This window comes from Paenibacillus sp. NPDC093718, assembly GCF_050279985.1.
GTDB lineage: Bacteria > Bacillota > Bacilli > Paenibacillales > Paenibacillaceae > Paenibacillus_AQ.
Window position 1 is genome coordinate 20,970 of sequence record NZ_JBNNUS010000008.1, and the last position, 21,094, is coordinate 42,063.

Below are 21,094 nucleotides of genomic sequence, written 5' to 3' on the forward strand. Positions count from 1 at the left end.
AGCCTTTGCAGGGAATGGAAGTGGAAGGAGTCCCGCGCATGAAGAATAGATGACAGTTGGCCCGTGAAACTTGCGGTCTTTATTAAATTAAAGTATCCTATTTCTAAATTCACAGGAGGTTTAATGGCATGTCTAAAAAAATCAAGTTTGATTACAGTAAAGCACTGACTTTTGTCAATCAGCACGAAGTTGATTATTTCGCTGAGCCGATCCGCACAGCTCATGAACAGTTACATAACGGTACGGGAGCCGGCTCCGATTATCTGGGCTGGATCGACCTGCCGACGCAGTATGATAAAGAAGAATTCTCGCGCATCCAGAAAGCGGCTGCCAAAATCCAAAGCGATTCGGACGTTCTGATCGTTATCGGAATCGGAGGCTCCTACCTCGGGGCACGCGCGGCCATCGAAATGCTCTCGCATTCGTTCTATAATGAGCTGTCGAAGGACCAGCGCAAGACACCGGAAATCTATTTTGCGGGTAACAACATCAGCTCCACTTATGTGACCCATCTGCTTCAATTAATTGAAGGCAAGGACTTCTCCGTCAACGTCATCTCCAAATCCGGAACAACGACAGAGCCGGCTATCGCATTCCGTATTTTCCGTGCGGAATTGGAGAAGAAATACGGCAAGGAAGAAGCTCGCAAACGCATTTACGCTACGACGGATCAAGCGAAGGGCGCCCTTAAGAAGCTGGCTACCGAGGAAGGCTACGAGTCCTTTATCATCCCTGACGATGTGGGCGGACGTTATTCCGTGCTGACAGCGGTCGGTCTGCTTCCGATTGCTACGGCAGGCATCAACATTGAAGAAATGATGCAAGGCGCGGCTGACGCATCCAAGGAATACAGCAGCCCGAACGTGGCCGAGAACGAAGCTTACCAATATGCGGCCGTTCGTAACGCGCTATACCGTAAAGGCAAAGGCATCGAGATCCTCGTGAACTACGAGCCTTCCCTGCATTTTGTATCCGAATGGTGGAAGCAGCTTTACGGCGAGAGCGAAGGCAAGGATTACAAGGGGATCTACCCGGCATCCGTCGATTTCTCTACCGATCTGCACTCCATGGGTCAATTTATCCAGGAAGGCAGCCGCAACATCTTCGAAACGGTCATTCAGGTTGAGAACGTATCCGAGCATATTACGATCGAATCGGATCCGGACGATCTGGACGGCTTGAACTTCCTGACCGGGAAAACATTGGATTTTGTTAATAAAAAGGCCTTCCAAGGCACGATGCTGGCCCATACAGACGGACAAGTTCCGAATTTGATTGTGACAATTCCAGATTTCACTCCCTATTCGTTCGGATATCTGGTATACTTTTTCGAAAAGGCCTGCGGTATCAGCGGCTATCTGTTGGGTGTCAACCCGTTTGACCAACCGGGCGTAGAGGCGTACAAGAAAAATATGTTCGCATTGCTCGGCAAACCTGGGTATGAGAAAGAGAAGGCCGAATTGGAAGCTAGACTTTCCGAATAACCTGACACTTTCATTGGATTAGACGTAAGACGCTGAAGGAAGCAGTCCGCTGGCATATCATTGCCGTGGACTGCTTTCTTGGCAATATAGAGGTGGTTGTAGTTTCATGCTGGATCGTTACAAAACGGTACGTCAGGCGGGCTCCAAAGAGATCGTCATCAAGAAATCGCGTTTCATCGGGCATGTGATGCCGGTTGAAGCCGAAGAGGAAGCCGTCGCTTTTATTGAAGAGATCAAGAAAAAACATTGGAATGCTACCCATAACTGTTCCGCTTATATGATCGGCGAGCGGGATGAGATTCAGAAGCAATCGGACGACGGGGAACCGAGCGGAACGGCTGGTAAGCCAATTCTCGAGGTGATCCGCAATCAGGGGCGAAAGAATGTAGCCATTGTGGTCACTCGTTATTTTGGCGGCATTATGCTGGGTGCGGGCGGATTGATCCGGGCGTACACCGACGGAGCCGTGGCTGCGATTGAGTCAGGCGATCCGATTACGAGGGTTCTTCATCGGGAAATATTCGTGGAGCTGGATTATACCTGGCTGGGTAAGGTGGAGAACGAGCTACGCAACCGAGGCGTTCGTATGGGAGAGACAAACTTTGCCGACACGGTGACCTTGACCTGCTTGCCGCTCGATGGTGATGCGGAGAGCTTTATGTCTTGGATGGTGGATTTGACACAGGGGCAGTCCCTGATCACTGAGGGAGAGCGGCTTTATTTTATTGAAGGGGAATAAAATAATATGGCAAGAAGAGCAGTCGAACGCGAGTTGTCGAGAGAGCGGATACTGGAAGCAGCCAGGCATTTGTTCATAACCAAAGGATACAGGGCCATATCGATGCGAAGCATCGGGCAGCATCTGGGTTATAGCCACGGCTCCTTGTATTATCATTTTAAGGAAAAGGCGGAGCTTTTCTACGCCATTGTCATGAAGGACTTTAATGATCTAAGTGATTTGCTGTTGGAAGTCTCGGGAAAGCCTCCCTGTGACGGGGTATCGAAGCTGGAGCAGCTGATGCTGGAATTCGTTCGTTTCGGTCTGGATAATCCTTACCAGTACGAAATCATGTTCATGATTCGGGACGAAGAGCTGCTGTCCTACTGTCGCTCTGAGCAGGGACGCTGTTTTGAAATGTTTGCTATGCTGGTCCGTCAGTATTTGCTTGAGGAGAATTACAGTGAGGAAGAACGGCGAACCGTTCCGTTGACTTTGTTTTTGTCGCTGCATGGATTTATATCGTATTATATTCAGGACAGAATTGGTTTTGATGAGATTAAACCAGCCGCTCTTACCCATATCAAAGTGTTATGCCGGAGTTTGTACAGCAGGGTCTGATGTTTAAATACGGTCAAAACGTGCAGCTTGATGCTTCAATCCGTTACAACGATCTAGCGTTGAAACGTCAATCACCTAATGAATAAAACACAGACAGGTCCACGCCCCCTAGCATGTGCCTGTCTGCTTTTTGTGTTGTTATACGTACGCTGGCGTCAACATAACATCTTATTTAAGGGATCATCCTTCCATGATCTTCACATGATACTGGCGCTGCCGCGGTCCGTCGAATTCACAGAAATAAATGCCCTGCCAACGTCCGAGAAGCAGGTGCCCGTTCTGAATGATAACGGTCTGGGAAGGGCCGCAGGTGATCGATTTGAGGTGGGAAGCGGTGTTGCCCTCCGCATGGCGATACTTGGGATGATTCCAAGGATATACCTCATCGAGCGACATCAGGACGTCCCGCTTCACATCAGGATCCGCGTTCTCATTGATGGCAATCCCCGCCGTCGTATGCGGACAATAGATCAGGACCGTTCCTTGCTGGACCCCGCTTTGTTTTACATAGGAGTGGATCTCCCTTGTAATATCCCTCATCTCATCGCGACCTTGCGTATCCAATTCACCGGTATACAGCATGTACAATACCTCCTCATTTTTCAAGAGATAAGAAAGTATAAACATCCGAGGCTTAGCATCCTTATCTCGCAAGAAAAACTTCAGCTAAATGCGGTCTGTCTACTGAGAAAGTACGTCGACAGACGTTTTTCTTACCATTTCTTTTATTTTACCCGATAAAGTGCAAAAGATGGATTGACGATGGGATTCAGCTTTTGGTAAAGTATGTGTAAAGAAAACCAAGTATACAAATAGGAAATATAAAGATGGTTTGTGAAAGTGTCGACCGGAATGCCATCCGGAGGCGGGAGGGATACGAGATGACAACATGGATTCGTCATAAAGGTTGGACTTGGGGGTTTCGAAGTACCGTACTGCTTTATTTTCTTGCCTTGATCGTACTGCCGATCTTTGGGGTATATGTGCAATCATTCTCTGCAGGATGGAGTCATTTTACGGAGAGCATTATGGATCCGATCGCGTGGAAGGCTGTGCTGCTTACCATCAAGCTGGGCGTCATCTCTACTTTCATCAACGTGCTTATCGGAACGATGATTGCATGGGTGCTTATACGATATAAGTTTCCGGGAAGGACGCTGCTGAACAGTCTGGTCGACCTGCCCTTTGCACTGCCGACAGCCGTTGGCGGTCTGATGATATTGCTGCTGCTGGGCCCCGGGAGCTTTCTCGGTGGTTTGGCAGAGAAATTGGGTTTTGAAATTGTATTCCACCAGCCCGCGATTGTGATAGCGATGATGTTTGTCACGTTTCCGTTTGTCATCCGTGCGGTTCAGCCGCTGCTGGAGGAGCTCGACCCGCTGGAGGAAGAAGCGGCATATACGATGGGAGCTTCCAGGACGAGAACCTTTTTTAAAGTCATCCTGCCGTCGATGCTGCCCGGGATTATCAGCGGAGGAATGCTGGCATTCTCAAGGGCATTAGCCGAATTCGGGGCTGTTGTCTTGGTGGCCGGCAACATTCCGGGAAGAACACTTATTGCCTCGGTTTTTATTTTTGGTGAGGTCGAGAGCGATAATCCTGCCGGAGCGGCTGCGGTATCTATTCTGCTCCTTACCCTCTCTTTTATCATCCTCTGGGTGATCAATGCCGTACAGCAGAGGGGGAGACGAGTTTGAGACGTCTGTGGATCGGACTTACGTACGCTGTATTTATTATTCTGTTAATCATCCCCCTGTCCCGAATTGCGATCGGTGCGTTTGATAAAGGGCTGAGCGGGTTTGCCGAAGGTTTGTTCAGGCCGGAAGCCTTGCATGCCCTGATGATGACGGGGCTTATAGTGGTATTCGTTACGTTCTTCAATGCGTTGTTTGGCATCATGATGGCGTTGTACCTGGTACGGGCGAATTGGCTGAGCCGAAAGATCAAGGGCATTCTGAACAGCATTGTCGATCTGCCCTATGCGGTATCGCCGGTCATTGGCGGTTTGATGATTGTACTGCTGCTCGGACCCGACAGCATCATCGGCGGTTTTTTTGAAGGGATCGGGTTTAAAGTGGTATATGCTTTCCCGGGTATGGTAATCGCCACACTGTTCGTCACGTTTCCGCTCATGGTTCGTGAGGTCATGCCTGTATTGCAGGAAATTGGAAATGATCAGGAACAGGCGGCAGCGACGCTGGGGGCATACGAATGGACAACGTTCCGAAAGGTAACATGGCCTTCCATCCGGTGGGCTGTCGTATATGGCCTGGTACTCACGGTAGCCCGTTCATTGGGCGAGTTTGGTGCGGTGCTGGTGGTGTCCGGTAATATCATGAATAAAACTCAGACGGCGACAACGTTAGTATATCAGGATGTGGAGAATTTTAACGTGGCTGCGGCGAATGGCGTCGCATTGGTATTGGCTGCCTTCTCGGTAGGACTCTTGCTGCTGATGGAATGGGCCAAAAAAAGAAAGGATGTGCATTGATATGCATGTGGAGGTTCGCGATCTGAACAAGCATTTTGGTACGTTTCATGCCGTCAAGGATGTCAGCTTCGAGATTGAGAAGGGACATCTGATTGGACTTCTGGGGCCCAGCGGAGGCGGCAAAACTTCCATCCTGCGCATGCTGGCCGGGCTTGAGAATCCGGACTCCGGGCAAATCTCCTTTCATGGCCAAGTGGTCAATGATCTGCCGCCGCAGGAGCGCGGCATCGGCTTTGTATTCCAGAACTATGCCTTGTTTAAGCATATGACCGTGTTTGATAACATCGCTTTCGGCTTGAAGGTGAAGAAGACTCCCAAGGCGATAATCAGGGACCGGGTAATGGAATTGGTGGAGCTGACCGGCTTAAAAGGTTTCGAGAGCCGCTATCCGCACCAGTTATCGGGCGGACAGCGTCAGCGAGTAGCCTTTGCCAGAGCGCTGGCACCTGAACCGCAGCTGCTCTTATTGGATGAACCGTTCGCTGCCATCGATGCGAAGATCCGCCAGGAGCTGCGCTCCTGGCTTCGCGAGCTGATCGAGCGGGTCGGCATTACTTCGATTTTTGTTACGCATGACCAGGATGAGGCGATTGAAGTCGCGGATGAAATTATGATTATTAATCAGGGGCGCGTTGAGCAGAAGGGAACGCCTTGGGATATTTACAAGGAGCCGAAGACGCCGTTTGTCGCTTCATTCATAGGCGAATCCACCGTGATTTCGAGCGCGGCCGAGCTGAAGGGATTTGAGGCAGCGGCTAACAAGAATGCGACGCGTGCGCTGATTCGTCCGGAATATATCGAGATTGGAAGCAAGCATGATTTCAGCGTGTTGTCCGCAACGGAGACGGGGATCGTTCGTCATCTGCATTTCCGCGGCAGCGAATGGCTGGTGGAGGTGGAGGTTAAGGGACATAAGCTGATCACCTACCGTTCACTGGAGAAGGAAACGCTGTTTCCGGGTCAAGAGGTCCGCGTCCTCGTTCACCGGGCTTATCTCTTTAATGAAGAGCACAGCTGGATCGAGGAGAATCGACTGAAGGTCGACCCGATGCCAATTATGATCTGATGGTTTTAAATATCCGAAGGGAAGTGGAATCATTCATGCGGATCTTGAATATGAAACGCACCTCATTCCTGCTGGTTGGCATGGCGCTTCTCTTCAGTTTTTTTATGGCAGGATGCGCCAATGACCCGCCTGTTCGCGAGGAAGTGATATCTCCAACGGGAGAGAGAACGATCGTTCTGGGCGCGTACAGCGTGGCCAGAGATGCCCTGTCCGAGATCATCCCTGCTTTTCAAGCGCAGTGGAAGGAGCAGACGGGTGAAACCATTCGGTTTCAGGAATCCTACGAGGCTTCCGGAACACAAGCTCGTGCCATCACGGGCGGATTTGAGGCCGACGTCACGCTGCTTGCCATGGAAGGGGATGTCGACAAGCTGGTCAGGGAAGGGCTTGTGGATCCGGAATGGAAATCTCAGCCGTATAACGGCATGGTGACACGATCGATTGTCGTTCTCGGTACGCGCGAGGGAAATCCGAAAGGGATACGGGATTTCGACGATCTGACCCGATCGGACGTCAAGGTGCTGTATCCGAACCCGAAGACCTCGGGCGGCGCGCAGTGGGATATTAACGCGATCTACGGCGCGGGGCTGAAACAATCGGAAAAGAACGGAAAGCGTGATCCTGCCGAAGCGAAAGCTTTCCTTGAAGCGGTTCACCGCAATGTGGAATCGCTCGATAAAAGCGGGCGGGCTTCCATGGCGGCTTTTGAATACGGGGTAGGCGACGTGATCGTAACGTATGAGAACGAGCTGCTCGCCCGGATTGCTCAAGGCGTCCAATATGATATCGTTGTGCCGCAGCACACGATGCTGATCGAGAATCCGGCTGCAGTCGTCGAGCGTTTCGCTGAAAAACACGGCACGCTGGATGTATCGGCAGCTTTCGTAGAGTACTTGCGCACGCCGGAGGCGCAGAGCATATTCGTAAAGTACGGGTTCCGTCCAGTTGAAGAATCGGTGTTTGAACAGACGAAGGATCAGTTTTCCAACCCGCCGGGGTTATTCGATATCGAGTATCTGGGTGGATGGGATCAGGTGCGCGAGACGCTGTATTCCAAGCGCGGAGTCTGGTATCAGGTACTGGCCGGTCTATGATGCTCGCGGCAAACGGGAGCGATTGTGGATTCATGAGGGTCAGTCGCGTGCTAAGCTGCGTTTCGTACATGGCCCGTCGATCAAAAAAGGGATAAAGCGAGCCGCCCAGGATCTCCTGGCCGGCTCGCTTATTTGTATGTAAGAAAACATTAGCAATCGTCTGAATGACGCCTCGTGTGCTGCAAGGATGCTACGTATACGGATTGTGCCGTACAATCTTGTCCTACACACGAGCTTTCCGAGCTTCCCATTCTTCGCGCAGAATGCCCATGCGAATGGAATCGTAGTAGACACCATTGTAATATCTGCACTTTCGCATGCGGCCTTCGAGCTGCATGCCAACCTTCTCAGCGCAGCGCATCATTCTCGGATTGCCGGACCAGGTGGTGATGCCGACACGGGCGATGGTGAGATTTTGGAACAGGCATTCCACCCACAGCGAAAGTGCTTCCGTACCGTATCCGCCGCTCCAACGGCTCGGATCATAAATCAGGATCCCGGCTTCCAGCCAGCGTGAGGCTTCATGCTCCCAATAAAACGTGACGATGCCAATCGTCTTTCCCTCCGCTTCGATGAGCAAATCACTTGGAAATTGATCGGTTTCAAAGTCGGCATTCCACTGTGTTTCAAATATTTCGTAGGAAATCTGCTTGAGCGGGAAATAAGGAGCGTCGTATTTTTTCCATTCCGGATTCTTCGTGCCATAGATCAGATTATATAAAACCGGGGTATCCTCGGGTTTCCTGGATCTTAGCGTCACTTTGCTGCCTTCAAGGCGAAATTTTTGCATATGTAGAAATTCCTTTCGCTCTGTATTCTGTACATGCTTAAGTACGGTCCGGGTTCTCTACATTGTAACGGGGAACAAGTTGGTTGCCAACTAAATTTGGATAAATGATCCTTTATATGAAACATTAGGTGACGTCATTCCGTCAATAGCAGATAGACAAAGAATCTGAGATTGAAGGGGGACAAGGTTATGCGAAAAAGAATGGTACTCTTTGGCCTATGTTTACTTATGGGGCTTACCGCTTGCGCTCAGGGCAGCGAAATCCAGTCAGGGGAACCGCAAGCCATTGTGGATAAGCTGCCCAAAGTGAAGGAATTGTCGGCTCAGGAACGTAAAGAGGTATTGACCAAGATTGATACCGGCATGGTAGAAGCGCAGAATGATTTTGGCTTACGATTGCATCAAGCGTTATCAAACAACCCGGAGTACACGAATGGCAATCTGATTATTTCTCCGTACAGCATTACGCAAGCTTTGGCATTGGCCTATAACGGGACAGCGGGCGATACGGCTGCCGAGATGTCCGACGTACTTGGATGGAAGGGCATGAGTGTGGCCGATATCAACGATGGGAACCGCCAGCTGCGATCATTGCTGGAGAACGGGGGAGGCGTCGTGCTGAATGTGGCCAATTCCGTGTGGCACACGCAAGGCCTTGAGATGAAGAAGACGTATTTGCAGACTGTTAAGGATAGCTATCTTGCTGAAGTTAAGGAGGCCGACTTGATGCATGCCGATGCTATGGAGGCCATAAATCGGTGGGTGAACGACAAGACGAGCGGCATGATTCCTTCGATATATGATAAGCCTCCGGGCGGCGTTGCGGTTCTGATCAATGCCATATATTTTAACGGCGGGTGGATGGATGAATTTGATCCGGCGAAAACCGTGGATGAAGAATTCACGCTTTCTGACGGCACCACTCAAAAAATTCCGATGATGAAGCGGAAAGGACAATACAGTTACAAAGAAGGGGAGTCCTGGCAGGCGATCCGCATTCCTTATGGAGATGGCCGCATGCATATGCTGGTCATCCTGCCGAAGGAATCCTCATCCATGGATGAGCTGCAGCAGCAGTTGTGGAAGGATACGTCCGTCTGGAAAGGTGATTACCCGCATGAGACCATCCAGCTTGGGCTGCCCAAATTTAAGGTAGAACAGACCTTCGAGCTCCCAGATGCGCTTCAAAGCCTGGGGATGACGAAGGCATTCAACAGGAATGAAGCTGATTTTAGCGCCATGGCAGCTGATGGAGAGAAATTTTGGATTGATAAGATAAAACATAAGACCGTAGTTGATGTCAGCGAAAAGGGCACGGAGGCCGCAGCGATTACAGCGGTCGGGATTGAGACAAGCGCTGCTCAGCCTACCGAGCCGATCGTCATGAATGTCGACCGCCCTTTTTTCTTCGCCATTGAAGATCGGGACACGGGTGCATGGTTATTTATGGGGTCTGTTTTGAAACCGTAGCATATACTATACCAACATGCGCCTGCCATAATTTTCACCCAAAAATAGGCAACTTTGTTATAATGGTCGAATAAGACTAAAATGTATAACAAAGGGAGAATAGGATGTGCCTATGACCATACCGAAGCCGAATTTATTCATAGGTTCTTCCAGAGAGGCCATCAAGTATGCAAGGGCGATCCACGAACAGCTTAAACGGTCCGCTCAAGTGACGCCTTGGTACGGCGGAACGTTCGGGGCGAACATGTATACGATGGAAGCTTTGGAGAAGCAGCTGGCGTCCAGTGATTTTGGTGTGTTCGTCTTTTCTCCGGATGATGTCGCACTCATTCGAGGCAAACATGTATTTGTTACCCGCGACAACACGCTGTTCGAGATGGGGCTGTATTGGGGAAGGCTCGGGCGGCGAAGGGTGTACTGCATCATCCCGGATCAGGTGGAGGCAGACAGCAGCTCCGTTCAAGACGTTATTGTTAAGGATTACCATCTACTCTCCGACCTGCAGGGCTTAACGCTGCTTGAATACGAACTGCGAAGCGATGACGATTACAAATCAGCGGTCGATGTCGCTTGCGGGCATATTCTGAGCGCGATCGAAACCGAAGGGTTCTACAACAACCCGAGCACCGTGATTGAGCAGAAGGATGCGGAGCTGAGGCGCAAGCAAAGTGTGCTGCATTTTTTCTGGGAATATAATCGAAATGTGCATGTGACGGATGAATCGGAAAAATATCATGCACTAAGTGAAGCTGTCCGAAACTCCTTGCTCCCGCCGGCTGCAGGGGATTTCAGGGTGACCGGCGCCGCCTTCTGGGGCCGAAGAGATGAAGGCATTGCCCAAATTGGGGGTAATGTAGGTAGAGGACGGTATTTCCCGTTCGATGGGAGTAAGGAACATTCGCCAAGTAACCAGTCGATTTACGTGATAGATGTCTATAATAGTGGAAAATGGGCATTTTATCACGAAGAGGAAGTTGCGCAGGTGTATGTGTTCTGCTATCCTTTAGGTGTAAATCATGTATTGTCCGTACATTTTACGGGACATGAGATTCTTACGGATGAAGATCTCGCGGAGGTTGTAGAACAGAATCGTGAGCTGCTTCGTACCATCAGGCATTTAGTTGGAGGGGATTCGTCGTGAGCAGGAATGAGAAGAAGAGAACGTCAGGTCATCCGCAGGGGTCCGCCAATGGCAGCAGCTGGGTGGTTAGGGGGCCCGTACCGATGATGAGTACGCTGAAATCCCGGAAGCGCTCGGTTAGACGCCCAAGCAAGAACAGTGTATATGTTGGTCCTTCTGTGGAAGGTGTAGATAAGAAATACGTCAAGGTCATCAGCGGAGCTGTTGACGATAATAAGCCCTCATTTGCTTAATGAATTGCTACGCTACCGTTTAAGAAGAAATGGCGAAAGACCGTTCGGGATGATCCGGGCGGTCTTTGTTTTTTCTTCGTGCGCTTATACAATATAGGGACAAGGTTTACGTAAACAAGAACAAATTTATAAACACAAATGGGGGATGTCATGTGAGCGGGGATGCATTAACTTTTTTGGGAACGGGAGATGCCATGGGCGTTCCGCGGGTATATTGCGATTGTGAGGTATGCACGGAAGCCCGGAATACGGGGATCAATCGGCGTTTGCGCTCTGCCGTTATGGTGGAGTGCGATGAAACGTCCTTCATGATCGACTGCGGTCCGGATTGGCGCTCTATGATGGAGGGGCTGGGAAAGCGGAAGATGAGCGATATGCTGATTACGCATGCTCACTTTGATCATATCGGCGGCCTTCCGGAATGGAGCGATGCCTGCAGATGGCAGAGGGAAAAGGGACGGTTATACGCCCCTGCCGAGGTGCTGGAGCAGATTGTGAGGCAGTATCCATGGCTTCCGCGACAGATGGAGATGACGCCAGTCGATGATGGGTTTTCACTGGGTGGCTGGGATATTTCCTGCTGGAAGGTAAACCATGGACAGAACGGATATTCTTATGCATATCGGTTTCAGAAGGACGGGTACGTCTGGGTATACAATTCCGACTCGATTAATCTGAGCCCTGCGGAAAAGGAACCGCTGAATGGCGTGGATTTGCTGGTCCTCGGAACCAGCTTTGTTCATGAAACCGCCAAATTCGAGACGCGCTCCGTCTATGACATGAAGGAAGCGGCAGAGCTGCTCGCCGAGGTGAAGCCTCGCCAAACGGTGTATACCCATATGTCGCATGACGTCGACGTTCGGAAGGAGCTGCCTCTTCCGGAGGGAGTCCGTCTGGCGAGGGCGGGGATGACAATAAAGCTGAGTAAATGAAAAACATAGCGTTAGGCCGGGCATGCGTGGGGCTCGGGGTGCTCCCGTGCCGAGACCTATAGCGTGAAAATGCGGCAGGATTGCCGCTTTAATCGCTTGCAGGGATCTCTCCTACAACGATCTGGCCATGCCGTATCGATCAGGATACAGCAGCTTGAAGCCCGCGTGTTGGTACAGCTTGATTCCGGGCACGTCGGTGATGACGGTGACCTCGGCTCCGCTAGGCGCTATTTTTTTCAGGCGGGAGAGCAGCTCGGACACGATCATCTCTTCAACCCCTTGATCCTGTTGGGAGGCCGCAACCATAATATCCACCAGTTGAAAATAGAAAGCGCCATCGCCTACGACCCTTCCCATCCCTATCAGCCGGTCATTGCCGTCTCTGGCCAGAAGGGACAGCACGCTGCGGTTTAGCGCAGTCGCTATGGCCGAAATCTCAACCTCAGGCAGCCCTGCATCTACTCTTAGATTCATGTATTCTTGATTCTGTGGAAACTCCTCGGTTATGTGCACGTTCATCATAATCAGCCTCCCGCGGTTAAGAATAAGATCATATTGCCTCTACACCACTCAATATACAACATTGATGCAAGTGAGAAGATGTCTTGTAGCGGATCCAACCAAGCCGAGGATGTCATCCAATAATCCTTCTCAGAGGACTTTAATGTTTTAATTTAAGGTTTGCCAATGGCTTGCGATTCTGGTAAAGTAGGTTCTCAATCGTGATTGGGGAGGGAACGGCATGCATTACTACAAGCCGAAAGATATCGCCAAAGAGCTGCAAATCAGCACGAGTGCTTTAAGGCATTATGAATCTTGGGGAGTGGTCCCCCCTCCTGCCCGGAACGAGAAGGGCTACCGTTTATACACGCAAATGCATATGGCTTACTTCCGTTGTCTGCGCGCCATGTTTCCGGGCTTTGGTTACGCGGTTACTTATGATGTGATTCGCCACATTCAGAAGAGGGAGATGGATGAAGCCCTCTGGCTCGTGAATGGGGAGCAGGTCAAACTATTGCAGGAAAAAAACATTGCCGATGAAACGCTTGCCTTGCTCGAGAATCCCGAACTTAACATCATCAAGGATAAAAAGCTCAAAGCCCATATGACGATCGGCGAGGTCGCCGAACTGACCAACGTGGAATCGTCCGCCATCCGTCACTGGGAGAAGGAAGGCTTGATCACCCCGGATCGAAACCCCGAGAATGGATATCGGCTGTACACCCCGTCGCAAGTCAGGCAGATTTTGCTGATCCGCTCGCTCAGGCGGACGGTATATTACTTGGAGAGTATCAAGGAGATCATTCAGGCCGTGGAGCATCAAAGCATTGAACAGGCCCAAAAAATGGTTCGCGAAGCGTTATCCGTCATTCATCAACGGAATTTGCAGCAATACAACGGCATTCATAAATTGATGGAGCTGTGCATGGAGGTAGGCCTGCTGGAGTTCAATGATGCGGCGCTTTTGAAGCCGATTCTAACGTTTAACCCGGATCGGGAATGACGGACAGGCCGCAAAGGCCTTTGCGCCATCCCAGCTGACCGGTTAGGGAACGCACTGACTGCGTTTTTTATGACAAGAACAAGCCCCCATGGATATCATGGAGGCTTATTTGCGCAGATTTATTTGTTCCGGATATTAACCCTGGTTGAGCACGAATTTATCAATGACATGTTTCACGCCGTCTTCGTTGTTCCCAAGCGTAACATAATCGGCAATCGCCTTAAGCGGCTCGATTGCATTGCCCATGGCGACGCCAAGACCGGCGGCTTCCAGCATCTCGTGATCGTTCCAGGAGTCGCCGACAGCGATGGTTTCCTTGAGATCGCAGCCAAAATGATCGGCTAGGAAGGTTAGCGCATGTCCCTTCGTGCCTTCCTTATGCATGAACTCCAGAAAATGCGGCTTGGATTTGGTAATATGCACTTCATCGCCCAGCAGCTCACGGAATACAGGGATCAGTTCATCCAGATAGTCGGGATCGTCAATGATGAGCATTTTCGGGGTCGGTTTCTGAACCATTTTCATAAAATCAGGCTCGATGTAATACGGCGTCCGGTTCAGGGCGCAGTAATCGATCAGCTTCTGATTCTCTTCACGGGCATACAGCTTGTCATCGATGTAGGTTTGCAGATGGAGATTGTGCTCTACGCAGTATTCATACAGCTTCACGGCTGCATCGACGGGTACGAAGCGTTCGTAGAGAACCTTCTCGTCAAGCAGATTTTTAATCAGGGCACCCTGGTAGGTGATAATGGGAACGTTGAGTCCGGTTTGACGCGCAATAGCTTGAGCGGACGCATAGGCACGCCCGGTTGCCAGTGTCACAACGACACCGTGGGCTACGGCTTGCTCAAGCGCCTGCTGGACGCCGGGGGTTACTTCCTTATCGTCATTGATCAGGGTATCGTCAATGTCGATGGCCATCAATTTGTAAGTTGTCATGGGTATCTCTCCTTTTGTTTCTGTCTCTGTCTTTAACTCTATTGTACCTTCTGTGGCGCAGACTTCAATTCCGCAATCATCATTCCTGCCAAAATGCATAGACAACCGATGCCGCCAATGAGCGTAAGCCGCTCTCCCGCGAACAGGATTCCGGTCAGCGCGGCGAATACCGGCTCCGTTGCATAGATGATGGCCACCCTGGACGGCGTCGTATATTTTTGACAGACGGTTTGGATCCAGAAGGCGAATGCGCTGGTAGGTCCGATGGATATAGCCAGCGCCCACAGCACGTTCGGCTGGGTCAGCTTCTCCATCAGGTCGGTCACATTGCCGACATGCTCGGTTAGCGCAGATGCCGCTAAGCTAAGTATCCCCACGACAGCCATCTGAAGCGCAGCGAGCAGCAAAGAGGGGTATCGCCCGGCATAAACGCCCGTATAACCGATATGAAGCGCAAAACCGATGGCGCAAACGAATACGAGCACATCGCCCTTGTTCAGGCTCATGCCGGACCCGGTGAAGGTGAGCAGGTACAGGCCCGCCGCCGCAAGCAAGGCGCTGATCCAGGTGAATTTGGAGATGGAGTGCTTTAACAGGACATAGGATATGAAAGGGACCAGCACGACGGACAAGCCGGTAATAAAGCCTGTATTGGACGTGGTGGTGTACAGAAGGCCCGCGGTTTGAAAGGCGTACCCTATAAATAAAAAAAGACCCAGCAGGCAGGCATGCAGCAGCATTTTGCCGGATATTAGCTTCCACTGGCTCCGGTAAAAGAGGGTGATGATTAGTGCAAGGAGCAGGGCTGCTCCCAAAAAGCGGACGGAATTGAAAGCCATCGGCGGGAGCACGCGGACCGCATGCTGAACGATGAGGAACGTAGACCCCCACATCATAGCCACCAGAAGCAGGCTGAGATCGGCAATTCGTGAGCGATTCACTCGGTAGTCATCCTTTCTTGAACATGTGAAACTCCTGATGAGATTCCCGTGCATTCGTCCCCGGTCGTTACCTTGGGCAAGTGATCAAATTGTATCCCATATCAGAGAATCGGACAACCATTTTTAAGCCTAACCCAAGTGGAAGGGGTAGACAAAAAGAGGATGATTTTGCTATACTAATGAACCGAACGTACATTCTCATGACCCTGGGCTATCGGACGTTAAGGTCGGCAAGCGATCCATCGATCCCATAGTCAGCATTGAGCTTAGAAAGGAAGATTGTCATCATGATGGGCAGAGCTCATTTGATTATTAGCACAGGGGTCACGTTATCCGTCATGGGCATGAGCGGAGTGCCTGTCACATTGCCGGCTGCCGCGGTGGCTTTGGTTAGCGCACTGCTTCCCGACATTGACGAGCCCAACTCTCTGCTGGTGCGCAAGGCGATTCCTTCCGGGCTGCTGAGAATCCTTCAGCTGGCCATGATCGGCGCAGCCATCTTCGTTGTTTTCTACGGCAAGGAGTATGCCCCTTGGAACATCGCCCTGGCCGGACTGATCGGGGTGGTTTCGTACCTGCCAAGCCGGACCCTGCGCCATATCGTCATGTTCCTGATCGGTCTTGGACTGATATCCTTCGGGCAGGGCTTCAGCCCATGGAACACGATTGCAGGCAGCGTGCTCATTGCAGGCTCGTTGGTGACCCACCGAGGGTTAACCCATACCGTCTATGCGGCTGCCGGATGGACGGGCCTGCTGTATTTTGCATCGCAGGGCAAGATCGGCGGGGAAAGCCTATGGTTTGCCGGCGGTTTATCCTACTCCATTCATTTGCTTGCAGATGCATTGACTAATCGCGGAATCCGTCCGCTCCCTCCGTTCAAATGGAGAATTAAACTGAAAATCATGAGCACCGGAAGCAAATGGGGACGCACGGTAGAGAATGCATGCATTGTGTTAACGCTGGTCCTTGTTTGGTATGTATTTATGGCCTCCTCTTGATCCGAGGTGTACATGTTTGAAATGAAAAAGCCTCCCACCCTAATGCATGAGCATACGGGCGGGAGGCTTATTTAATACGAGATGGCTCTAATCCTCAAGGAAAATCAAGCCGATCAGATCGTCGAGCTCAAGGTTGCCGAAGTAAAACTTGACGTCGATGCCGGATAACGCGGTGCGCACCGCTGTTTCTTCATACCGTTTGCCGCGAAGCAGGTTCTCGATATCAGCGACATCGCCGACGCCGAAGAAGTCGCCGTAAATTTTGATCTCTCCGACATGCCCTTCACGGATGTCCATCCGGATATCGATAATGCCCACCGGAAACTTCTTGGCATGCTTCACATTGCTTTCAGGGGATAGCCCATAGTTCCAATCCCAGTTCTGGTAGCGTTCCTTCGAGATCTGGTTGATAATCTCCCAGTCCTTCTCTTGAAGGACATATTGCGGTACTTGATCCGGCTCCATACCGAAAATCGAGCGAAGCAGCTCTGCGCGGAACTGTTCAATCGTCATATCCGTGCCAAGCAGCTCCTTGATGTTCGCCACGCGGCTGCGGACGGATTTGGTGCTCTTGGATTTGAATTTTTCCGGATTGGCATTCAGCGAGGCTTGGACATCATCCAGGTTCAGGTCAAACATGAGCGTGCCGTGGCTGAACATGCGTCCCCGCGTCGAGAACTGCGCGTTCCCCGAAATTTTCTTCTCGCCGACCTGCAGGTCATTACGGCCGCTCAGCTCGGCGGGTACGCCCATCTTTTGCAGGAAGTCGATAACCGGCTGCGTGAACTTCAGGAAGTTGTGGAAGGACTGTCCGTCATCCTTCGTAATGAAGCTGAAATTCAGGTTGCCGAGATCATGGTAGACGGCCCCGCCCCCGGACAACCGGCGCACAACCTGAATATTGTTGTCGCGAACGTATTCCTGGTTGATCTCTTCGATCGTATTCTGATGCTTTCCGATAATAATGGAAGGCTTGTTGATATAAAAGAGAAGGTAGCTCTCGTCCATGGACAAGTGCTTCAAGGCATATTCTTCAATCGCTAGGTTAATGGATGGATCGTGGATCCCCTGATTATCGATAAATAGCATAGTATCCTCCGTCGTCACAATTCAAAATGTGGTGCTTCCAGACTATTGTAAACCAATTTTAAGACAGAGACAAAGCATTCCATGTTGACGAGTCAGGGACGGTAGCGACATAATGATGGCATTACATAACGGCAGAGCTTGCAAGAGTCAGGGCATGGAACAGGAGGAGCTCTTATGAACGACAAAAAACAACCCTTGATCGAGGTGTATGGCCATGGAGGGGACGTGGAGACGGCGGCTGTCGCGTTCGGAAGGCAAGCCTCGGCATTCCTGGATTACAGCGCCAATATTAACCCGCTCGGACCGCCGCAAGGGGTTGTTACGGCCTTGCAGGAGGGAATGAGTGCGGTCATTCGTTATCCGGATCCGGGACACCGTAAGTTCAAGGAGCTGCTCGCAGAGGAGTTAGACACCGATCCCCGGCGAATCCTTGTCGGCAACGGAGCGGCCGAGTGCATGGCGCTGTTGTTGATGGGCCTTACGCCAAGGACTGTGGGCGTGGTTGACCCGTGTTTTTCCGAATACCGGGAATTGTCCTTAAAATTTGGTTCGGACATCCGCTCCGTGTGCGGACATCCGGAGCGGGACTGGCGTGCAGACAAGGCGGATGTGATGGAGCTGTTGGCTAGCACGGATCTCGTGTTTTTGGGACAACCCAACAATCCGAACGGGGTTCAATACAGCCTTGAGGATATCCGTGAAATAGCGGCTTGCGCAGAGCAAGAAGGGACCTGGCTGGTGCTGGATGAAGCCTTTATCGACTTTATTCCGCTGGAAGACAGACAAACCCTGATGCCAGAGCTTCATGACTATACCCGAACCGTGATTGTCCGATCGATGACCAAGTTTTATGCGATTCCGGGTTTACGGCTCGGGTATACGGCCGCACATCCTGATGTGATACGCAAGATGGCAGGCAAGCAGGTGACATGGAGCGTCAATGGACTGGCGCTGCTTGCAGGAGAGGCTTGTCTTGGCAGCGGCAGGGACTACGAGCAGAACACGCTGCAATTGATTCGGGCAGAGCGAGAGAAGCTCATACGGGGTGTACGGACGCTGGGGCTTGACGTTACGCCGGGGGAGGCCAATTTTCTACTCATGGAGCTTCCGCGGCCATGGAGTGCCGAGATGTTTCAGTCGGAGATGGGGAGACGCGGCGTGCTTGTCCGCAGCTGCGCCATGTACCCGGGCCTTGGTGAGCGTCATATCCGGCTGGCCGTTAAACATGCCGAAGATAACGACAGGCTGCTTGCCATTATGGCGGAGGTTCTTGGAATTTCTTCAGAAGACGCAACCTAGGGGATCAACCGGAACATACCCATAAAGTTCGGGATCAGGCGGATTGCGAGATCATAGAGAGCAGGGAGAGAGAAACATGGCAGTACCTTTTCTGAAAGGCAAGAATCTATATCGTTCGAGTGCGTGGCCGGGAGCCACAGTGTCCTTGGAATCGGAGCGGCAGCATCCGCATATCCGGATCTCGCTTCCGGAGCCGGCTGCGTCCATAAGCAGCGCCATATACGGCGGCGGATTCGTGCATTTGGATCATATCGTGAACCGTTATGTGGACAAGCATTACGATTGCAGCGACCCTGTGAACGATATGGTTAACTTTATGGCTGTTCACGGTTATCCGGCTGAATCCACAGCTGGATTGATGACAGCGGTAAAACTGAAGTATGCTGCCATCCGGGAAGAGCGGAGTGAACAGGCCTCCATCCTGTGCTGCACCACCGCCGGCGTGGGCAATGCAGCCCGCGCCGGGTCGAGCCGTACGACCTTTGCGGCTTACCAGCCGGGCACGATTAATATCATGCTGATGGTGGACGGGATGATGACGCCGGCTTGCATGGTGAACGCGATGCTGACGGCGACGGAAGCGAAAGCCGCTGCACTGCATGATCTGGTCGTGAAGGATCATGAGACCGGAGCCGTTGCGACCGGAACGACGACGGACGCGATGGTCCTTGGGGTCAGCGGCAATGCAGCCTATGGCGTGAACCACCATTATGCCGGAACCGCCACCGATCTGGGCGGCATGATCGGCCGTCTTGTCTACGAGAGTGTTACGGAAAGCATAGTCACCGAAAGAGAGGACCGGATATGACTGTCGTGTGGATCATTTGGGCAGCGGTCGTGCTGGACCTGCTGATCGGAGATCCGAGATGGCTTCCCCATCCTGTCATTGGTATGGGGAAAGCCATCCGCCGTGTGGAAGGCTGGATACGCCAGCGGGCGACTACCGCCCAGAGCCTGAAGCGAGCGGGCATTCTGCTGCCGGTGATCGTGGCCGGCGGCTCCTTCGTGCTGGCATGGCTGCTGCTGGAGCTCTGCGGGGCCATTCATCCTTGGCTTGCGTGGGGAGTAGAGATCGTGCTTATTGCGACTGCGATTGCCATCAAGGGGCTGCGTGAAGCCGGATTGGAGGTCTACGGCCATCTTCGCTCCGGCCATATCGCAGAGGCCAGGCGCGCGCTCAGCATGGTGGTCGGAAGAGACACCGGCCATCTGGATGAGCCGGAGATCGTGCGGGGAACGGTGGAGACGGTTGCGGAGAATATCGTGGATGCGGTCATCGCTCCGCTGTTTTTTGCCCTGATCGGGGGAGCGCCGCTGGCGATGGCCTACCGGGCCGTGAACACGCTCGATTCCATGGTCGGTTATAAAAACGAGAAATATCAGCATATCGGCTGGGCATCCGCAAGGCTGGACGATATCGCCAATTGGATACCGGCACGTCTGACGGCAGGACTGTTGACCATAGTGGCTGCCGTGTTTTCGCTGCAATGGAAAAAAGCGATCAAGATGGTCAGAAGAGATGCACGAAAGCATCCCAGTCCGAACAGCGGCTTCCCCGAATCGGCCGTTGCCGGTGCGCTGGGCATTCGTCTGGGAGGCGAGAATTCCTATCAAGGCGTTATCTCGTTCCGGGCTTACATGGGGGATCCCGAACGCCCGCTTGAAGCGGAGCATATTCGGGTGACAAACCGTCTGCTGCTGGGCGTATCGGTATTATTTACGTTACTGGGTACCCTGGTGCTTGGACTTGTTGCCGCAGCCGGAGGAGATCTATGGATATGAGGATCACGCTGCATCTGGTCCGCCACGGCCGCACGTTGTGGAACGAGGAACGCCGTTATCTCGGTCACGAGGATCAGGGGATTCTCATGGAAGGAAGACAGCAGCTCCTCCCGCTGCGGGATAGGTTTTTTACCGGGCAGTTTGTTCGGATCTATTGCAGTGATCTCCTTCGATGCAGGCAGACGCTGAATGTTATCCTATCGGACTTAAAAATGGCTGCTCCTGATGATGAAGTTTTGAGCAGGATTATACCGGGCGTCGTGTATGATCCGCGGCTGCGCGAGCTCGATTTCGGAGATTGGGAAGGGAAAACCTACGAGGATTTGAAGTCGGATATCTCTTATCGGCGCTGGATTGATACCCCCGCAGAAGTTACGCCGCCGAATGGGGAGAGCTGGGAGGCGTTCCGTTCCCGGGTTCAGGCATTCTTGAACGATTTGTATTTGGATTTAAAGGAACTGTTGCATGTAGAGGAAGATCCGGATACCCTTGTGCA

The 21,094-nt window shown here is 51.8% G+C and carries 23 protein-coding genes; 17 read left to right on the forward strand and 6 right to left on the reverse strand.

The genetic code is table 11. The features are described from left to right. Positions 1 to 128: 128 nt before the first annotated feature. From ACQKPA_RS22840 to ACQKPA_RS22850, 3 genes are all read left to right on the forward strand, one after another. The gene (locus ACQKPA_RS22840) at positions 129 to 1,484 is read left to right on the forward strand and encodes a glucose-6-phosphate isomerase (RefSeq protein ID WP_194544386.1); all 1,356 of its coding nucleotides are present in this window, start codon (positions 129 to 131) and stop codon (positions 1,482 to 1,484) included. A 106-nt stretch (positions 1,485 to 1,590) separates the two neighbouring features. Then, positions 1,591 to 2,223 carry a YigZ family protein gene (locus ACQKPA_RS22845; RefSeq protein WP_071222614.1) on the forward strand — a complete coding sequence of 211 codons (633 nt, stop codon included), beginning with the start codon at positions 1,591 to 1,593 and terminating at the stop codon, positions 2,221 to 2,223. A 6-nt stretch (positions 2,224 to 2,229) separates the two neighbouring features. After that, on the forward strand, positions 2,230 to 2,823 hold the full coding sequence (locus ACQKPA_RS22850; protein WP_113061516.1) for a TetR/AcrR family transcriptional regulator: 594 nt from the start codon (positions 2,230 to 2,232) through the stop codon (positions 2,821 to 2,823). Positions 2,824 to 3,003: 180 nt separating this feature from the next. On the opposite strand, the gene ACQKPA_RS22855 is transcribed toward ACQKPA_RS22850, so the two are convergent. Then, a complete protein-coding gene (locus tag ACQKPA_RS22855; protein WP_071222616.1) occupies positions 3,004 to 3,405 on the reverse strand; it encodes a secondary thiamine-phosphate synthase enzyme YjbQ in 402 nt (133 codons plus the stop codon). 299 nt (positions 3,406 to 3,704) lie between these two features. Here ACQKPA_RS22855 and cysT point away from each other — a divergent pair, with 299 nt between their 5' ends. From cysT to ACQKPA_RS22875, 4 genes are read left to right on the forward strand one after another with little or no spacing between them, the layout of a single operon-like run. Continuing rightward, the gene (cysT, locus tag ACQKPA_RS22860; RefSeq protein ID WP_071222617.1) at positions 3,705 to 4,520 is read left to right on the forward strand and encodes a sulfate ABC transporter permease subunit CysT; all 816 of its coding nucleotides are present in this window, start codon (positions 3,705 to 3,707) and stop codon (positions 4,518 to 4,520) included. Further along, entirely contained in the window at positions 4,517 to 5,314 is a 798-nt protein-coding gene (locus tag ACQKPA_RS22865; protein WP_071222618.1) for a sulfate ABC transporter permease subunit, read from the forward strand. The genes cysT and ACQKPA_RS22865 overlap by 4 nt, the downstream gene beginning before the upstream one ends. A 1-nt stretch (position 5,315) precedes the next feature. Then, complete coding sequence (locus ACQKPA_RS22870; protein WP_427494814.1) at positions 5,316 to 6,380, forward strand: sulfate/molybdate ABC transporter ATP-binding protein; 1,065 nt, start codon at positions 5,316 to 5,318, stop codon at positions 6,378 to 6,380. A gap of 35 nt (positions 6,381 to 6,415) precedes the next feature. Continuing rightward, on the forward strand, positions 6,416 to 7,474 hold the full coding sequence (locus ACQKPA_RS22875) for a sulfate ABC transporter substrate-binding protein (RefSeq protein ID WP_427494815.1): 1,059 nt from the start codon (positions 6,416 to 6,418) through the stop codon (positions 7,472 to 7,474). Between the two features lie 223 nt (positions 7,475 to 7,697). Here ACQKPA_RS22875 and ACQKPA_RS22880 read toward each other — a convergent pair whose 3' ends face one another. Continuing rightward, complete coding sequence (locus ACQKPA_RS22880; protein ID WP_427494816.1) at positions 7,698 to 8,264, reverse strand: GNAT family N-acetyltransferase; 567 nt, start codon at positions 8,262 to 8,264, stop codon at positions 7,698 to 7,700. 189 nt (positions 8,265 to 8,453) lie between these two features. Between ACQKPA_RS22880 and ACQKPA_RS22885 the strand changes: the two genes are divergently transcribed. The 4 genes from ACQKPA_RS22885 to ACQKPA_RS22900 all read left to right on the forward strand — a co-directional run bounded on the left by ACQKPA_RS22885 (position 8,454) and on the right by ACQKPA_RS22900 (position 12,040). Beyond that, the gene (locus ACQKPA_RS22885; RefSeq protein ID WP_427494817.1) at positions 8,454 to 9,734 is read left to right on the forward strand and encodes a serpin family protein; all 1,281 of its coding nucleotides are present in this window, start codon (positions 8,454 to 8,456) and stop codon (positions 9,732 to 9,734) included. Between the two features lie 112 nt (positions 9,735 to 9,846). Further along, complete coding sequence (locus ACQKPA_RS22890) at positions 9,847 to 10,875, forward strand: nucleotide-binding protein (RefSeq protein WP_326097206.1); 1,029 nt, start codon at positions 9,847 to 9,849, stop codon at positions 10,873 to 10,875. Next, positions 10,872 to 11,108: a hypothetical protein gene (locus ACQKPA_RS22895; RefSeq protein ID WP_071222624.1), complete on the forward strand. Its 237-nt coding sequence runs from the start codon at positions 10,872 to 10,874 to the stop codon at positions 11,106 to 11,108. Before ACQKPA_RS22890 ends, ACQKPA_RS22895 begins: the two co-directional genes overlap by 4 nt. 194 nt (positions 11,109 to 11,302) lie before the next feature. Next, complete coding sequence (locus ACQKPA_RS22900; protein WP_427495048.1) at positions 11,303 to 12,040, forward strand: MBL fold metallo-hydrolase; 738 nt, start codon at positions 11,303 to 11,305, stop codon at positions 12,038 to 12,040. Positions 12,041 to 12,151: 111 nt separating this feature from the next. Here the strand turns inward: ACQKPA_RS22900 and ACQKPA_RS22905 are convergent, their stop codons facing one another. Further along, positions 12,152 to 12,562, reverse strand: coding sequence for a GNAT family N-acetyltransferase (locus ACQKPA_RS22905; protein WP_427494818.1), 411 nt, complete (start codon positions 12,560 to 12,562; stop codon positions 12,152 to 12,154). A 220-nt stretch (positions 12,563 to 12,782) separates the two neighbouring features. Here ACQKPA_RS22905 and ACQKPA_RS22910 point away from each other — a divergent pair, with 220 nt between their 5' ends. Continuing rightward, the gene (locus tag ACQKPA_RS22910; protein WP_427494819.1) at positions 12,783 to 13,544 is read left to right on the forward strand and encodes a TioE family transcriptional regulator; all 762 of its coding nucleotides are present in this window, start codon (positions 12,783 to 12,785) and stop codon (positions 13,542 to 13,544) included. A 135-nt stretch (positions 13,545 to 13,679) separates the two neighbouring features. Here ACQKPA_RS22910 and ACQKPA_RS22915 read toward each other — a convergent pair whose 3' ends face one another. Together ACQKPA_RS22915 and ACQKPA_RS22920 are read right to left on the reverse strand one after the other, a co-directional pair. Next, positions 13,680 to 14,486, reverse strand: a complete 807-nt coding sequence (locus ACQKPA_RS22915; protein ID WP_427494820.1) for a Cof-type HAD-IIB family hydrolase — start codon at positions 14,484 to 14,486, stop codon at positions 13,680 to 13,682. Between the two features lie 38 nt (positions 14,487 to 14,524). Continuing rightward, on the reverse strand, positions 14,525 to 15,427 hold the full coding sequence (locus tag ACQKPA_RS22920; RefSeq protein ID WP_427494821.1) for a DMT family transporter: 903 nt from the start codon (positions 15,425 to 15,427) through the stop codon (positions 14,525 to 14,527). A 287-nt stretch (positions 15,428 to 15,714) separates the two neighbouring features. Between ACQKPA_RS22920 and ACQKPA_RS22925 the strand changes: the two genes are divergently transcribed. Further along, complete coding sequence (locus ACQKPA_RS22925) at positions 15,715 to 16,428, forward strand: metal-dependent hydrolase (RefSeq protein WP_071222630.1); 714 nt, start codon at positions 15,715 to 15,717, stop codon at positions 16,426 to 16,428. Between the two features lie 87 nt (positions 16,429 to 16,515). Here the strand turns inward: ACQKPA_RS22925 and ACQKPA_RS22930 are convergent, their stop codons facing one another. Further along, on the reverse strand, positions 16,516 to 17,517 hold the full coding sequence (locus ACQKPA_RS22930) for a lipoate--protein ligase (RefSeq protein WP_427494822.1): 1,002 nt from the start codon (positions 17,515 to 17,517) through the stop codon (positions 16,516 to 16,518). A 174-nt stretch (positions 17,518 to 17,691) separates the two neighbouring features. On the opposite strand from ACQKPA_RS22930, the gene cobD reads away from it, so the two are divergent. The 4 genes from cobD to ACQKPA_RS22950 form a co-directional block, all read left to right on the forward strand. Next, on the forward strand, positions 17,692 to 18,816 hold the full coding sequence (gene cobD / locus ACQKPA_RS22935) for a threonine-phosphate decarboxylase CobD (protein WP_427494824.1): 1,125 nt from the start codon (positions 17,692 to 17,694) through the stop codon (positions 18,814 to 18,816). Between the two features lie 76 nt (positions 18,817 to 18,892). Beyond that, positions 18,893 to 19,624 (forward strand): adenosylcobinamide amidohydrolase, encoded by a 732-nt coding sequence (locus ACQKPA_RS22940; protein WP_427494825.1) that lies wholly within the window; start codon positions 18,893 to 18,895, stop codon positions 19,622 to 19,624. Next, positions 19,621 to 20,598 (forward strand): adenosylcobinamide-phosphate synthase CbiB, encoded by a 978-nt coding sequence (cbiB, locus tag ACQKPA_RS22945; RefSeq protein ID WP_427494826.1) that lies wholly within the window; start codon positions 19,621 to 19,623, stop codon positions 20,596 to 20,598. Before ACQKPA_RS22940 ends, cbiB begins: the two co-directional genes overlap by 4 nt. Beyond that, positions 20,595 to 21,094, forward strand: a 500-nt coding sequence (locus ACQKPA_RS22950; RefSeq protein ID WP_427494827.1) for a histidine phosphatase family protein, incomplete at its 3' end; no start/stop codon positions are given. The genes cbiB and ACQKPA_RS22950, both read left to right, overlap by 4 nt.

Bases quoted from the DNA above. Each gene is read 5' to 3' on its own strand.
- ACQKPA_RS22900 (WP_427495048.1), top strand. From the start codon at position 11,303: ATGGGCGTTCCGCGGGTATATTGCGATTGTGAGGTATGCACGGAAGCC.
- ACQKPA_RS22940 (WP_427494825.1), top strand. From the start codon at position 18,893: ATGGCAGTACCTTTTCTGAAAGGCAAGAATCTATATCGTTCGAGTGCG.
- ACQKPA_RS22840 (WP_194544386.1), top strand. From the start codon at position 129: ATGTCTAAAAAAATCAAGTTTGATTACAGTAAAGCACTGACTTTTGTC.
- ACQKPA_RS22850 (WP_113061516.1), top strand. From the start codon at position 2,230: ATGGCAAGAAGAGCAGTCGAACGCGAGTTGTCGAGAGAGCGGATACTG.
- ACQKPA_RS22870 (WP_427494814.1), top strand. From the start codon at position 5,316: ATGCATGTGGAGGTTCGCGATCTGAACAAGCATTTTGGTACGTTTCAT.
- ACQKPA_RS22885 (WP_427494817.1), top strand. From the start codon at position 8,454: ATGCGAAAAAGAATGGTACTCTTTGGCCTATGTTTACTTATGGGGCTT.
- ACQKPA_RS22930 (WP_427494822.1), bottom strand. From the start codon at position 17,517: ATGCTATTTATCGATAATCAGGGGATCCACGATCCATCCATTAACCTA.
- ACQKPA_RS22905 (WP_427494818.1), bottom strand. From the start codon at position 12,562: ATGATGAACGTGCACATAACCGAGGAGTTTCCACAGAATCAAGAATAC.
- ACQKPA_RS22915 (WP_427494820.1), bottom strand. From the start codon at position 14,486: ATGACAACTTACAAATTGATGGCCATCGACATTGACGATACCCTGATC.
- cysT (WP_071222617.1), top strand. From the start codon at position 3,705: ATGACAACATGGATTCGTCATAAAGGTTGGACTTGGGGGTTTCGAAGT.
- ACQKPA_RS22875 (WP_427494815.1), top strand. From the start codon at position 6,416: ATGCGGATCTTGAATATGAAACGCACCTCATTCCTGCTGGTTGGCATG.
- ACQKPA_RS22925 (WP_071222630.1), top strand. From the start codon at position 15,715: ATGATGGGCAGAGCTCATTTGATTATTAGCACAGGGGTCACGTTATCC.
- ACQKPA_RS22890 (WP_326097206.1), top strand. From the start codon at position 9,847: ATGACCATACCGAAGCCGAATTTATTCATAGGTTCTTCCAGAGAGGCC.
- ACQKPA_RS22855 (WP_071222616.1), bottom strand. From the start codon at position 3,405: ATGCTGTATACCGGTGAATTGGATACGCAAGGTCGCGATGAGATGAGG.
- ACQKPA_RS22910 (WP_427494819.1), top strand. From the start codon at position 12,783: ATGCATTACTACAAGCCGAAAGATATCGCCAAAGAGCTGCAAATCAGC.
- cbiB (WP_427494826.1), top strand. From the start codon at position 19,621: ATGACTGTCGTGTGGATCATTTGGGCAGCGGTCGTGCTGGACCTGCTG.
- cobD (WP_427494824.1), top strand. From the start codon at position 17,692: ATGAACGACAAAAAACAACCCTTGATCGAGGTGTATGGCCATGGAGGG.
- ACQKPA_RS22880 (WP_427494816.1), bottom strand. From the start codon at position 8,264: ATGCAAAAATTTCGCCTTGAAGGCAGCAAAGTGACGCTAAGATCCAGG.
- ACQKPA_RS22845 (WP_071222614.1), top strand. From the start codon at position 1,591: ATGCTGGATCGTTACAAAACGGTACGTCAGGCGGGCTCCAAAGAGATC.